Genomic DNA, 13,108 nt, shown 5'->3' on the forward strand with positions numbered 1-13,108 from the left:
GGTTGCGGCGCCGGGTTAATCGGGCTGAAACCCTGGCGTAACCCAACCACAGTTCGATGAAAATAGCCAATCTCATGAATATGATATAACAATCATATTGTTAGCAAGAGTGCGACAATTTGTCACATTTCCATTCGGAATAATCAATCGCATAATGTGGCTCATCACTCTCAGGTTTGGCACATTTGAGTGTGGTCAGGCATCATTTTTTAACCGTATTCCAGCGGCCGTTGCGCTGCTGAAAATTTTTCAAGGAGTTTTTGTGATGAAATCAAATAAACCGAACAGCATGGGCACATTCCGCTTGAGTGCGCAAGGGCTGGCAGCAATGTTGTTGCTGTCCGTTTCACCGTTTGTGTTAGCGCATCCGGGCTTGAGATACGATCCGGCGGTGAGCCAGACGGCAGAGTACAGCATAGAGCATGGTTGCGGCTCCAATCCAGTCATTGGCTCCATTATCGTGCTGCCAGACGTGGGGTTTTCTCCTCTTGTGAAGGTTAACGGTGAAGCGACGGAGGAGTCCCTGGCTGATTTAGTGGCAAGCGCTAATGCAACCCTGACAGTCGTCATAGACAAAAGCGTCTTTGATTTGCAGGTACCCATCCGGGATGAGCTGGGCAATGCAGTTGGATTCTGGTCCGGTGGCGGTACGGCGGTTCCATCAACAGCAGTAGCCTCTCTGCCTTTTCGGCCCAATGTTACTGCCGAATTCCTGGAGGAATCGTGTGTTAGCAAAGTGACTTACCGGGTAACCGCAATCGATGTCTGTAATCAGACGACTTTGGCGGAGGGTGTGCCGGATCAGGACTGGAGTTTTTGGGTGCCGGCAGTGGGTTCAGATTTTGATGGAGAAGAGGGCGGGCATGCCTATGATTGGACTCGCAATATTACGGTGACCAGAGACTTGGAAGAAATGCCCTTGCCGACGGACTGCGGCGAAGGGGATGAAATTCTGGTTTCTCCTAGCCCCGAACAGTTAAACCGTGATCTGCGCATCAAACTGGATGGCCAGCAAATCTGGCCGCTGCCCTGAGCATGACCTATCCCTATATTCAGGGCGGCAGGTTGGGGTGAGGCACGAACCCCAACATTTTGGCCTGGCCTTTGCGGGTTGTTGATGGCTTGATGGGGTGCAGTGTCTTGCTTTTTATGATTGGCTGATGGCTGATGGCTGAACGGTTGTCGTGTTGGGGTTCGTGTCTCACCCCAACCTAAGCTCCCCAAACCTGAGGTGTTGCACCGCATCCACCGTAATCCGTAGTCGAACTTTCTTTAAGGAGGTGTTTCATGCATGACCTATCCGTATATCCAGCCTTTAGCCGGACAAGAAAGGGAAGATCAATTCTCCCGGCAGGGGCGGTCATTCTGCTTGCGGCGCTGGCAGTGCCAACCTGTGCGGTTTCGGCTGATCAGGCGACCGAATCCGGCCAGGCTGGCGCTCATAAAAACGCCTTGCCGGCACAGGACTGCGCGCCAGCCGATAGGGAACTCCCGCAGGTGAAAATCGATCCCGAATTTACCGAGCAAGTGATGCAGCAACTTGCCTCGGACAAACCGAGTGAACGCACGCAGGCCTTGTCTCAGCTCTCGGTCAAGCGGCCACCGGTCGACCCCGTGCTGCTGGAGGACCTGCTCTACCAGGCGCTGAACGATCCCGATGCCTACGTGCGGGGGCAAGCAGTCTACGCCATGGCGAAGCAGGACAATGTTGAGTATCTGTCGGTCCTGCAGCAGGCACTTGCTGACCCGGAGCTGCAAGTTCGTCTGATGGTGCTCGATGGCCTGGATCAAAATGAATGGAGCCGCCTGCTGCTTGAGCAGGCGCAACAGGATAATGATGAGGCTGTGCGTGAATTCGCGACCGGGAAACTGGCCGCATCCACCCCTCGTTGACCATGAATTCCGGTTTACTCCGGAATGATCGCAACTGAATGATTCCGCATTTTTCAGTTGAGTTGTCGTTTGGCAGGCCAGGGACAGCGATGCGCCCGGTTTGCCGCTTAATGAGTCGCTTTGTTTTTAATCAAAAAGGAGTACAGCATGAAAAAAATAATTTTAAGAAACAGTCTGGGTGCAGCCGTCGGATTGATGGCGCTAGGTCTGTCAGGGACAGCGTCGGCGCATACTATTACTGGCGCGCTCGCTGCCGGCGCGGCAAAGGCCGATTTTCTACAGATCGCCTGCCCACAGACCGGGACTGCCAGGCTTAGCTTCCGGATACAGGACAATTCTGGCAATACTTCGCGTGTCTTCGCTGTGGTGCAGAAAGGAACAAGCAGTTGTACCGCAGCCAGTCCCTGTGTCGCCACCTCGGCAGTTGCCAGCGATGTGGGTAACACCTGGAGTCCGTGGGCCAATGTTCCTAAAGCAACGGGCACCTATAACGTATTCGTAGGCCAATCTGGCGCAACGGGCAACAATTATACGATTGAAGCCCATTGCGAAAACGCTAGTGGGGTTCACCTGGATCAAAATAGTCCGGTAAACAGACAAAACCTGTGATTGATGGCTGACCGGGTTTGACGATGTAACGGCAGGCCAGATTTTCTGGCCTGCCGTCTTTTCATGGAGAAGGGCAAAATGAATATCAATACAATCAACAATCCAGCCGGAGCATCATTCCGGACGATGATCGGCATTGGCGTCATTATGACCGCTCTGCTGCTCACGCCGCCCGCATGGGCCGAGAACGAGGTGATCTATAACCCGGCGACGGGGCAGGTGGTGATGCCGCTCGTGGTCATCGGGGATGATGCGGGGCGCATTCCTGCCGGAGATATCCTCCGCTATCGTACCGTCCTGCAGCAGGATGCCGATGGCAGTTTTCGGTTTACGCTGATTGAAGCTGAGGTTAAAGCGGGACTGCTGGATAGGGAAGTCGAAAAATATATCAGCATCGGTCGTGGCGTATACGGGCAGACAATTGCTACACAGGGCGGGACGGAAGACTACGCGCAGTTTGGTATCCGCGTGACGAATGATCCGGCCAACCCTGGGCTGCCACTCGACGTTAATGGCGGCCGGAATGGCTTCCAGCAGGTGGAATTGCCGCCGGGCACGCACGAGATATGTTTTAATGAAATCTGCAGGATCGTAACCGTTGCCGAAAGTGGCCCCGGCAGGCTGCATCGTTGTGATGTTTTTGCAGATGAGGACATCGGCACCGCCGAATTTACCTGCACCGCCCAACCCTGAATGGGCAATTCTCCCGCTCTCATGGCGCGATCGGCCATCCCGCTGGCTGATCGTGCAGATGACATTATTTGCAGCACATCAAATCGCGCAAAGCCTTGCTACAAGTGGGGTGCGACAATTTGTCACATTGACATCGCTTTATTTTTGACGGATGCTGTGCGAGCCTGATTGCTCAATAAAAAGTGTGCAGGCGTCTGGTAATCGCCACGGTATATCTTGTGTATTTTGGTGTGGCGCGAGCCAGGATAATCAATCAATATTTTTTTAATGGAGCCTTACATGAAAAAAGTCAATAAACTGAATGCTCTCTCATTCTCGATGGCAGCCGCGTTGCTGCTGACCATCGGACAAAACGCCGTTGCTCATACCCGGCTGGATGTCAGTTCTACTCCTGCCGGCGTGAGAACAAACAATTATGTCGTGATTACCCATGGCTGCGGTAACGAATCGGGTGGGAGCAACCCGGTTGTCGGCACCTCGGTAGTTTTCCCTGATGGACAGGATTCCGTCATCATGGTGGATGGTGCGCCGCATGACGGAGCGATCGATAGTTTTCTGGAAAACTGGGGTAACAACAACCAGGCATTCATGGATCGCTCGGTATTTGATGATATGGGTGAAAAGCAGGACGACCTGGGGAATGTCATTGGTTTCTGGGCAGCGGGTGGTAAAGGTATGCCACCTAATTTTTATGCCCGCGTTCCGTTTAGAACCAGCGCCGTCAATTTTGTTGAAGGTTCCTGTGCTAAAAGCGTAAAGGTGAATGTTGAGATTGTTGATGTCTGTAAAGTGACCAGAGAAAATAAACTGCACGAAGCGGGTGTGGCCGATCTCTGGACGCATACGTCAGACAGCCCGATGAGAGCCGGTCAGTCCACGGTTTATGATCGTGAAGGCCCGGCAGACAATGGCCCGGCCTCATTAACCATTACCAATCCGCAATTTGCAGCCAATCCTGGTGCATGTGATGCCTGGCAGGAGGTTGTCATGAGTCCATCCGCCGCCCAGATCAATCGTGATATGCCAATTGTTAACAGCAAGGGCAGGAAAGTTTGGCCAAGATAACAGGCTAAGCAAGTAAGACAGATTGTTGTTCAATTTCTGCATCAGGGAGCCGGTGCAACGCCTGCTTTTTGATGCAGCCTGATAGTGGGTCATCACCCCGAAATTTTTTAAGCGTTTCTTGCAAATACGGGTTTTGATAGTTGCTGACTAATTGCGATTAGGGAGTTAAAGTCTGGGATGTGAGCAAGATCGTATGGCTGCAATCCGGATTTTGTAAGAGCCTGCCCTATTTTATCTTTTGGAATCACACAATCGATTTTCTCTAAAGAGGGCGCTAATTTCTCATTTATTGCTTTGCGTATTATATCAATTCATTTCCAAGTCTATATCTTTGTTGAACTGCGCCAAGAAACATAGGTTGATTCTTAATAGAATAATTTTTTGTGTCAAAATTATTATCAGATTTAAATCTTCTGATTTCTGTGTGCCATTTTGCAATATTTTTCTCAAGTGAACTGACTGCTTGTAGACAGAAATAATCGGGAAATGTGGGTACAATAAAATAATCGCTTGACATTAAGATTACCTCATTTAACCCGCCAACATTAGGGCTTAAATCAAAGATCATATAATCAACGTTCTCTCTCTTCGCGATTGTTTGCAGCATTTCAGGCAAATTTCCCGGCATTGATTTCATTGCGGGAACACCGGATGCTATTTTGAGTGATAGACTGATCTGAGAATCAAGATCGGAGATATCTAAATGCCCTGGTAACAAAAATAGATTCTGATTAGATGTTTTTAATACTAATCCGGTTTCTTGTTTATTGAAATCTGTAGGTGATCTGCCGTTTATCAATGCTTCTATAACTGGCTTCATAGTCAAATTTTCTCGACTATTATAAAACGCATCCATATCATCTTCATTAGCTGCGCTGTAACCTGGCACAAGACCTGTTAAATTGCATTGAGAGTCAAGGTCGACCATTAATACTTTATGCCCAAGATCAGCAAGGCTCCATCCAAGATTAAATGATGTTGTGGTCTTGCTTACGCCGCCTTTGTGATTAAAAAGACAAATGGATTTCATGACGCTTTGTGTTAATTGTTGCTGGTTTGAGATCGGATATAGAAATGGCGTTGATTTTACCTTTATTCAGGCGCGCTATCAATTTAGTGCAACAATATCAAATTGATTATTTGTTTGTACCGAAATCTCATCTAATTGGATTTTGCTATTGGCTGACAGGTAGAATGGAACAGTCGTTTTATTTCTGAGCGAACCAATCCTGAAATGAGATTTTTCCATTACGCCTTCAAGGCAATGGGTACGCCCTGTTCCATGCAGCTTTATGCGCGTCATGTTAGCGTGGCGAAAGCTACTTCCAGGTTGATTATTCAGGATATCGAACGACTGGAAGCAAAATATTCCCGCTATCTGGATGGCAGTTATCTATCAAAAATCAATCAAGTCGGCCTGTTGAGTGGGGAAATCCGGGTTGACCCGGAAACCGCTAGCCTGTTAGATTATGCGGCGACCTGCCATCGTGAAAGTGGCGGGTTATTTGATATCACTTCTGGCATCTTGCGTCACACTTGGAATTTTAAATCCGGTCTGATCCCCACTCAGGAGGCCATTAACGCTGCGCTGAAAAAGGTGGGTTGGCATAAACTTCGCTGGGAGAACCCTGTGCTGATTTTTCCGATTGCGGGCATGGAGCTCGATCTGGGTGGAGTTGTCAAGGAGTATGCGGTGGATCGCGCGGTCACGATTTGCTGGGAAGCGGGCCTGCGCAACGGCATGATCAATCTGGGTGGCGATATCCGCATTGTCGGCCCACACACTGATGGTCGTCCGTGGCGGGTGGGCATCAGTCACCCTCGCCACAAGGATAGAATGCTGCAAACCCTGGAGCTTTATGAAGGTGGACTGGCGAGCAGCGGAGATTATGAACGCTGCCTCACCCTCAATGGCGTGCGCTACGGTCATATCCTCAATCCCCAAACCGGCTGGCCGGTCAAACGCATCGCTGCAGTCAGTGTGTTGGGTGCGCTTTGTGTCGTTGCCGGAAGCGCTTCCACCATTGGTATGCTAAAAGAAGATCAGGCCGAAAAATGGCTGCAACAGCTTGGTTTGCCGCATTTGTGGGTAACTGTTGAGGGTGAAACCGGCGGCAGTTTGATGAAGGACCTGGACCAGACAAATTAACGCTGCACACAGGCACAGCGAGGCCCGCATTCTCCTCCGGTATAATGGGCGTTTTGCGCTTTATTCCCCAGGGGCGTAGCGTGCACACACCACTTTCGATGCAAACCACTGAATTCGATTATCATCTGCCAGCCGGGCTGATTGCTCAGTTTCCCTTGGAGGAACGCGCTGCCAGCCGCCTGCTCTACGTTGATCCTGGCAGTTCGATCATCCGTGACGATCATTTCGCTCAACTTCCCGGTTATCTGCGTGCTGGCGACTTGCTCATTCTCAACGATACGCGCGTCATCAAGGCGCGTTTGCAAGGTGTCAAACAAAGTGGCGGCAAAGTGGAGGTAATGATCGAACGAATACTGGATGACCATCGTGTATTGGCGATGATTCGCGCCAGCCATGCGCCGGCCATTGGCTCGACCCTGTTGCTGGAGCAGGAAATCCCCGTTGCAGTGGATGCCCGTCAGCAATCGCTATATGTGTTGAGCTTTCCACAGGACAAATTGCTTGATGATTTACTCGAACGCTACGGCAAGCTGCCGCTGCCGCCCTATATCGAACGGACTGCAAATACTATTGATGAGAATCGTTATCAGACTGTATTTGCTCACGTGAACGGTGCAGTGGCGGCTCCCACAGCCGGGCTGCACTTCGATGAAGCCATGCTGGCAGGTTTGCGGCAACAAGGTATTCACATTGCCTATGTTACCCTGCATGTTGGTGCGGGCACATTTCAGCCAGTGAAAACCGAAACGGTTGAAGAACATGTGATGCACGCCGAGCGCTATCATATTGCCGAAGAAACTATCGATGCTATCGCACAATGCCGCGCACGCGGAGGGCGGATACTGGCGGTTGGCACGACGTGTCTTCGCACACTCGAAGCTTGCGCGCAGGCTAATCATGGTGAATTGCGGGCGGGCAGTGGAGAAACCCGCCTTTTCATCACCCCCGGATTTAATTTCCAGATAATCGACCGCTTGCTGACCAATTTCCATTTGCCGCGCTCGACACTGTTGATGCTGGTCTCCGCATTCGCCGGAATGGATGCGATCCGGCATGCTTATCAGCACGCCATTGCTGCGCGCTACCGTTTCTTCAGTTATGGCGATGCCATGCTGCTGGAGAAAAATCTGTGAATTTTCAGCTGCATTGCCAAGAGCAGCGTGCTCGTCGGGGAACGCTGACTCTTGCTCACGGCAAGGTGGAAACTCCCGCATTCATGCCGGTTGGGACTTATGGCGCTGTCAAAGGACTCTCTCCGGCAGAGCTGGTAACGTTGCATGCCGAAATCATTCTCGGCAATACGTTTCATCTGTGGTTACGTCCTGGACTGGAGGTCATCGGGGCGCACGGCGGTCTGCATGGGTTCATGGGATGGCAGGGACCGATTCTGACCGATTCCGGTGGTTTCCAGGTTTTCAGCCTGGGGGAGCTGCGTAAAATCAGCGAAGCGGGGGTGCATTTTCGCTCGCCAGTCAATGGTGATGCCTGTTTCCTGACGCCGGAGCTGTCGATGCAGATCCAGCGCGTGTTGAATGCCGATGTTGTCATGATATTCGATGAATGTACGCCCTACCCGGTTGATCTGCCCATTGCACAAGTCTCGATGCAGCTGAGCTTGCGCTGGGCAGAACGCTCGAAAATCGCGCATGCGGGCAATCCAAATGCGTTGTTTGGTATCGTACAGGGTGGTATGTTCGAATCCTTGCGCGATCAGTCTGTGCGAGGTCTGCGGGATATCGGTTTCGATGGCTACGCAATTGGTGGACTTTCAGTCGGGGAACCCAAGGACGATATGATGCGCATCCTGGCGCATACTGCCCCGCAATTGCCGGATGACAAACCGCGTTATCTGATGGGCGTTGGCACGCCTGCAGATATCGTCCACGCCGTTGCGCAAGGGATCGATATGTTCGACTGTGTTCTGCCCACTCGTAATGCGCGTAATGGCTGGCTCTATACCCGCCATGGCATACTCAAGCTACGTAACCGCCAATACCGGCTGGATGCCTCGCCACCGGATGAAACCTGTGGGTGCTATACCTGCCAACATTTTACCCGTGCTTATCTGCATCACCTGCAGCGTACCAATGAAATGCTGGGCGCGCGGCTGAACTCGCTGCACAATCTGCATTATTACCAGTATTTGATGGCAACGATACGTCAGTCGATTGAAGATGGTAATTTTGCAACTCTGGCAGAGCAACTTCTCTCCACGTAAACTGGCAAAGTGGCGCTTTGCTGAAAGTCACATGTTAGAATGCGGCCTGTTACGGTTAATTTTTGAGGAGCCCCCTAATGTTTATATCTGAAGCTTACGCACAAGCTGCCGGTGCTGCCCAGGCAGAGCCCACATTCATGAGTTTCTTGCCACTGATCGGCATTGTGGTTATTTTTTACTTCTTGCTGATCCGTCCGCAGGCCAAGCGCGCCAAGGAACAAAAGGTCATGCGGGATACCTTGCAAAAAGGAGATGAAATTATTATCAGCGGAGGCGAGCTTGGGCGGGTCATCAGTGTGGGTGAACACTACATTACGATGGAACTGGCGCCTAATATTGAAATAACGGTGCTCAAGTCCTCGATACAAACGCTGCTGCCTAAGGGCACACTCAAAAATATCGATACCGGAAAAACTGGTCGAGCTTTGAAACAGGGTAAACAACAAAAGGCAAACGGATCGCGTCAGGAAGAAACAGCATCAGAAAACGATCAGGAAGCCGTCACTCAGCCCGAAGCAATAGATAAAGCGCCTGGAACCGATAATACTGCTGCTGAAACAGCTGCTGATAGCGAAAAAAAATAAGCTGACTGAAATTCCTCGTGATACTGATCCTGTCGCTTTATAACCGGCAGGATTCACTTTTGCTCATACTCTGGTTACCATGAATCGTTATCCCCTCTGGAAATATCTGATCATTGCTGTTTCGCTCGTTTTTGGGCTGCTCTATACATTGCCCAACTTTTTTGGGGAATCTCCCGCAATCCAGGTTTCGCCCTTACGTGCGGGTGCCACGCTGGATGCCTCCCTGTTACAGCGAGTCGAGCAATTACTGGGCAAGCATCAACTTGCTTTCAATGGCAGTCTGCTGGAACCCGGTGGAATTAAAATCCGTTTTGCCGATACCGACACCCAGATGAAAGCCAGAGATTTGCTGGAAACTGAAATGGGCAGGGAGTTTATTGTTGCGCTCAATCTATTACCGAATTCACCGCAATGGATGAGTCGTTTAGGCGCCTTACCGATGTATCTCGGCCTGGATTTGCGGGGTGGTGTTCACTTTATGCTGCAGGTGGACATGGTGGGGGCGCTGTCAAAATCTCTGGATCGATATAGCGCGGATATTCGCAACAGCCTGCGTGAATTACGTATTCCCTCCGCTGGCGTGGAGCGTGAGGAGTCGCGCCTGTTGATCAAATTCCGCGATGCTGCCGCGCGCGAAAAGGCTGTGGTCGAGCTGGCTAGAAATTTTACTGATCTGGAGTTACGTGAAATTGATCATGCGAGTGGCCTGGGTTTACTGGCCACCATTAAGCCTGAAGCGCATACCCGTATGCAGCGTTTTGCGTTACAGCAAAATATTACGACCCTGCGCAATCGTGTCAATGAATTGGGTGTGGCGGAACCGATTATTCAGCAGGTGGGCGTTGATCGGGTCATTGTGCAACTGCCGGGAGTGCAGGACACAGCCAAAGCAAAAGATATTCTCGGACGTACCGCTACGCTGGAAGTCCGCATGGTTGATGATGACAGCAATCTCGAAGCTGCGGTGTTGTCCGGGCAGCCGCCCGCAGGGACCGAGCTCTTCACGGAACGAGGCGGTGATCCATTACTGGTCAAGAAGCAGGTTTTACTGACGGGTGATCGTATCACCGATGCCCAGCCGGGTTTTGATCAGGATAATCAGCCTGCTGTGCATGTCACGCTGGATAATAATGGTGCACGCATTTTTAAGGACTTGACACGCAATAACGTGGGTAAGCGTATGGCTATCCTGCTGGTCGAGAAAAATCAGAACGAGGTAATTACCGCGCCGGTTATTCGTGAAGAAATTGGTGGAGGACGTGTGCAGATCAGCGGCAGAATGAGCAGCGTTGAGGCGCGTGATGTCTCACTGTTGTTGCGTGCTGGAGCGCTGGCTGCGCCAATGGAAATCATTGAGGAGCGCACCGTTGGCCCCAGTCTGGGAGCTGAAAATATTGCACGGGGGTTCAATTCAACCCTGTGGGGTTTTATTGCAGTGGCGTTGTTCATCATGATTTACTACCTTGCTTTTGGAATGATTTCCGTGACGGCACTGTCAGTTAATCTACTTTTGTTGATAGGATTGTTGTCAATTTTACAGGCAACGCTCACTTTGCCTGGCATGGCGGCAATTGCGTTAACTGTTGGTATGGCGATTGATGCCAATGTGCTGATCAATGAGCGTATTCGGGATGAAATCCGTAATGGCGCACCACCACAGGCGGCTATTCACGCCGGCTATGATCGCGCAATTGGCACCATTCTGGATTCAAACATTACTACGCTGATTGCTGGTATTGCATTGTTTTCGTTCGGTTCTGGGCCGGTAAAAGGTTTTGCGGTAGTGCTGTGTCTGGGGATTCTGACATCAGTTTTCAGCGCCGTTATGGTCTCACGTGGCCTGGTTAATCTGTTCTATGGCAACCGCAAACTCGACAGAGTACCCATTGGCTCGATCTGGAAGCCAAGCCGCAAGCCGCGTTAAATATTAGTATTGGAGTAACTATGGATTTTTTCAGATTTGAGCGTGATATTCCTTTCATGCGCTGGGGCAAGTTTTCGCTGGTATTGTCACTGGTCATATCTATACTGTCGGTTTATTTTATTGTTAGCAAGGGACTGAATCTGGGTGTGGATTTTACAGGTGGAACCGTCATGGAAATCAGCTATGACAAGACTGCTGATCTGGCGCAAATACGCCAGACACTGGCTGAAAAAGGCATTACGGACGCAACGGTACAAAACTTTGGTACCTCGCGTGATGTTCTGATCAGATTGCCGGTTAAGCATGAGTTCTCGGGCGGCGACCTATCTGAGGTTGTTATGAATGCGTTGAAACAGCATGATGCGACTGTGGAAATGCAGCGCGTGGAGTTTGTTGGTCCGCAAGTGGGACAGGAATTGCTGGAAAATGGCGCACTGGCGCTATTGTTTGTTTCGTTGGGTATTGTTGCTTATCTGGCCGTGCGCTTTGAATGGAAATTTGGTGTAGCGGGTATTACGGCCAATCTGCATGACGTCATTGTAATTCTCGGATGTTTTGCCTTCTTTCAATGGGAGTTTTCTCTGACGGTGCTGGCTGCGGTGTTGGCAGTGCTGGGTTATTCGGTAAATGAGTCCGTGGTTATTTTCGACCGTATCCGGGAAAATTTCCGTAAATTGCGTAAAGCTGACCTCACTCGAGTGATCGACAATGCGATCACTCTGACCATGTCACGTACGATTATCACCCATGGCAGTACGCAGATGGTAGTGGTCTCGATGCTGTTGTTCGGTGGCGAGGTGCTGTACTATTTTGCGCTGGCGCTCACTATCGGTATTCTGTTTGGTATTTACTCCTCACTCATGGTGGCGAGTCCTATTCTGATTCTGCTGGGCGTAAAACGTGAAGATCTGATCAAGCCAGAACGCAAGCAGCAGGAAGAGGCCGTTCCCTGAACAGCATGATGATGACGTTCTGGGTTTGTGATGTTTGCTGATCTGTTGAGCTGGATCGTTCAAATCGTGGGTAGTCTTGGCTACCCCGGTATTTTCGTTCTGATGTTTCTGGAGTCCAGTTTTTTTCCATTTCCAAGTGAAGTGGTAATGGTGCCAGCTGGATATCTGGCTTATCAAGGCGAAATGAATTTAGCGGTTGTTGTTATATTCGGAATACTTGGCAGCCTGGCAGGGGCATTATTCAATTACTATTTAGCTGTCAGAATGGGACGGCCATTGCTGTTGCGTTACGGACAATATGTTATGTTCAACGAATCTTCTCTGCAGAAAATGGAACATTTTTTTGTACGCCATGGCCATATCTCGACTTTTACTGGGCGCTTGATTCCCGGTGTGCGTCAATATATTTCGCTTCCTGCTGGTCTGGCGCGAATGAATCTGCCGCTGTTCTGTTTTTATACGAGTCTGGGAGCCGGTATCTGGGTGTTGATTCTGGCGGTGCTCGGTTATTACATTGGCGGCAATGAAGCCATGGTCAAAACTTATTTGCGGGAAATCGTGCTTTATTTGTTACTGGCCTGCGTATTGGGGCTGGTTGCTTACTGGTATTTCAATCACAGAAAAAAATACTGAACATGGCTGGACTGAATTCCCAAACACCTATTCCGACAGCATTCAAATTACATCGTCGCTCTGGAATACTGGATGTGACCTTCAACGATGGCAAGGCTTTCAGTTTTTCCTGTGAGTTTCTGCGTGTATACTCGCCATCGGCAGAGGTGCGAGGCCATGGACCAGGGCAGGAAGTTCTACAACTCGGCAAAAAGGATGTCTCTATTGTGCACATCGAGCCAGTTGGAAACTATGCAGTTCGTCTCGATTTTTCTGATGGCCATAACACTGGCCTTTATTCCTGGGATCTGCTCTATGACTATGGGCTGAAACAGGAGGCAATGTGGCAGCACTATCTGCAACGTATTGAATTATCCGGCGGTAGCCGAAGCATAACGATCTGAACAG

The 13,108-nt window shown here is 50.3% G+C and carries 13 protein-coding genes and 1 pseudogene; 13 read left to right on the forward strand and 1 reads right to left on the reverse strand.

The features are described 5' to 3' along the window. Positions 1-265: 265 nt before the first annotated feature. From IPG31_09350 to IPG31_09370, 5 genes are all read left to right on the forward strand, one after another. Positions 266-1,033 carry a hypothetical protein gene (locus IPG31_09350; protein MBK6618543.1) on the forward strand — a complete coding sequence of 256 codons (768 nt, stop codon included), beginning with the start codon at positions 266-268 and terminating at the stop codon, positions 1,031-1,033. Between the two features lie 254 nt (positions 1,034-1,287). Further along, the gene (locus IPG31_09355; protein MBK6618544.1) at positions 1,288-1,893 is read left to right on the forward strand and encodes a HEAT repeat domain-containing protein; all 606 of its coding nucleotides are present in this window, start codon (positions 1,288-1,290) and stop codon (positions 1,891-1,893) included. A gap of 147 nt (positions 1,894-2,040) precedes the next feature. Next, on the forward strand, positions 2,041-2,502 hold the full coding sequence (locus IPG31_09360; protein ID MBK6618545.1) for a hypothetical protein: 462 nt from the start codon (positions 2,041-2,043) through the stop codon (positions 2,500-2,502). Between the two features lie 78 nt (positions 2,503-2,580). Further along, positions 2,581-3,195 (forward strand): hypothetical protein, encoded by a 615-nt coding sequence (locus tag IPG31_09365; protein MBK6618546.1) that lies wholly within the window; start codon positions 2,581-2,583, stop codon positions 3,193-3,195. 279 nt (positions 3,196-3,474) lie between these two features. Next, positions 3,475-4,260 carry a hypothetical protein gene (locus IPG31_09370; GenBank protein MBK6618547.1) on the forward strand — a complete coding sequence of 262 codons (786 nt, stop codon included), beginning with the start codon at positions 3,475-3,477 and terminating at the stop codon, positions 4,258-4,260. A gap of 96 nt (positions 4,261-4,356) precedes the next feature. Here IPG31_09370 and IPG31_09375 read toward each other — a convergent pair. Further along, positions 4,357-5,290: pseudogene (locus IPG31_09375) on the reverse strand (AAA family ATPase). 204 nt (positions 5,291-5,494) lie between these two features. Between IPG31_09375 and IPG31_09380 the strand changes: the two are divergent. From IPG31_09380 to IPG31_09415, 8 genes are all read left to right on the forward strand, one after another. After that, positions 5,495-6,409 carry an FAD:protein FMN transferase gene (locus tag IPG31_09380; protein ID MBK6618548.1) on the forward strand — a complete coding sequence of 305 codons (915 nt, stop codon included), beginning with the start codon at positions 5,495-5,497 and terminating at the stop codon, positions 6,407-6,409. A gap of 98 nt (positions 6,410-6,507) precedes the next feature. Further along, positions 6,508-7,542: a tRNA preQ1(34) S-adenosylmethionine ribosyltransferase-isomerase QueA gene (queA, locus tag IPG31_09385; protein ID MBK6618549.1), complete on the forward strand. Its 1,035-nt coding sequence runs from the start codon at positions 6,508-6,510 to the stop codon at positions 7,540-7,542. Further along, positions 7,539-8,627 carry a tRNA guanosine(34) transglycosylase Tgt gene (gene tgt, locus IPG31_09390; protein ID MBK6618550.1) on the forward strand — a complete coding sequence of 363 codons (1,089 nt, stop codon included), beginning with the start codon at positions 7,539-7,541 and terminating at the stop codon, positions 8,625-8,627. The genes queA and tgt overlap by 4 nt, the downstream gene beginning before the upstream one ends. A gap of 77 nt (positions 8,628-8,704) precedes the next feature. Then, complete coding sequence (gene yajC, locus IPG31_09395; protein MBK6618551.1) at positions 8,705-9,211, forward strand: preprotein translocase subunit YajC; 507 nt, start codon at positions 8,705-8,707, stop codon at positions 9,209-9,211. A gap of 79 nt (positions 9,212-9,290) precedes the next feature. Further along, the gene (gene secD / locus IPG31_09400; protein ID MBK6618552.1) at positions 9,291-11,135 is read left to right on the forward strand and encodes a protein translocase subunit SecD; all 1,845 of its coding nucleotides are present in this window, start codon (positions 9,291-9,293) and stop codon (positions 11,133-11,135) included. A 20-nt stretch (positions 11,136-11,155) separates the two neighbouring features. After that, positions 11,156-12,088, forward strand: coding sequence for a protein translocase subunit SecF (gene secF, locus IPG31_09405; protein MBK6618553.1), 933 nt, complete (start codon positions 11,156-11,158; stop codon positions 12,086-12,088). Positions 12,089-12,118: 30 nt separating this feature from the next. Continuing rightward, on the forward strand, positions 12,119-12,721 hold the full coding sequence (locus IPG31_09410; GenBank protein ID MBK6618554.1) for a DedA family protein: 603 nt from the start codon (positions 12,119-12,121) through the stop codon (positions 12,719-12,721). A 2-nt stretch (positions 12,722-12,723) separates the two neighbouring features. Beyond that, positions 12,724-13,104, forward strand: coding sequence for a DUF971 domain-containing protein (locus tag IPG31_09415; protein MBK6618555.1), 381 nt, complete (start codon positions 12,724-12,726; stop codon positions 13,102-13,104). Positions 13,105-13,108 lie beyond the last annotated feature (4 nt).

Origin of the sequence: Nitrosomonas sp., assembly GCA_016703745.1 — a bacterium.
GTDB lineage: Bacteria > Pseudomonadota > Gammaproteobacteria > Burkholderiales > Nitrosomonadaceae > Nitrosomonas.

Coding starts and splice junctions, on each gene's coding strand:
- IPG31_09350 (MBK6618543.1), top strand. CDS start 266: ATGAAATCAAATAAACCGAACAGCATGGGCACATTCCGCTTGAGTGCG.
- IPG31_09355 (MBK6618544.1), top strand. CDS start 1,288: ATGCATGACCTATCCGTATATCCAGCCTTTAGCCGGACAAGAAAGGGA.
- IPG31_09360 (MBK6618545.1), top strand. CDS start 2,041: ATGAAAAAAATAATTTTAAGAAACAGTCTGGGTGCAGCCGTCGGATTG.
- IPG31_09365 (MBK6618546.1), top strand. CDS start 2,581: ATGAATATCAATACAATCAACAATCCAGCCGGAGCATCATTCCGGACG.
- IPG31_09370 (MBK6618547.1), top strand. CDS start 3,475: ATGAAAAAAGTCAATAAACTGAATGCTCTCTCATTCTCGATGGCAGCC.
- IPG31_09380 (MBK6618548.1), top strand. CDS start 5,495: ATGAGATTTTTCCATTACGCCTTCAAGGCAATGGGTACGCCCTGTTCC.
- queA (MBK6618549.1), top strand. CDS start 6,508: ATGCAAACCACTGAATTCGATTATCATCTGCCAGCCGGGCTGATTGCT.
- yajC (MBK6618551.1), top strand. CDS start 8,705: ATGTTTATATCTGAAGCTTACGCACAAGCTGCCGGTGCTGCCCAGGCA.
- secD (MBK6618552.1), top strand. CDS start 9,291: ATGAATCGTTATCCCCTCTGGAAATATCTGATCATTGCTGTTTCGCTC.
- secF (MBK6618553.1), top strand. CDS start 11,156: ATGGATTTTTTCAGATTTGAGCGTGATATTCCTTTCATGCGCTGGGGC.
- IPG31_09410 (MBK6618554.1), top strand. CDS start 12,119: ATGTTTGCTGATCTGTTGAGCTGGATCGTTCAAATCGTGGGTAGTCTT.
- IPG31_09415 (MBK6618555.1), top strand. CDS start 12,724: ATGGCTGGACTGAATTCCCAAACACCTATTCCGACAGCATTCAAATTA.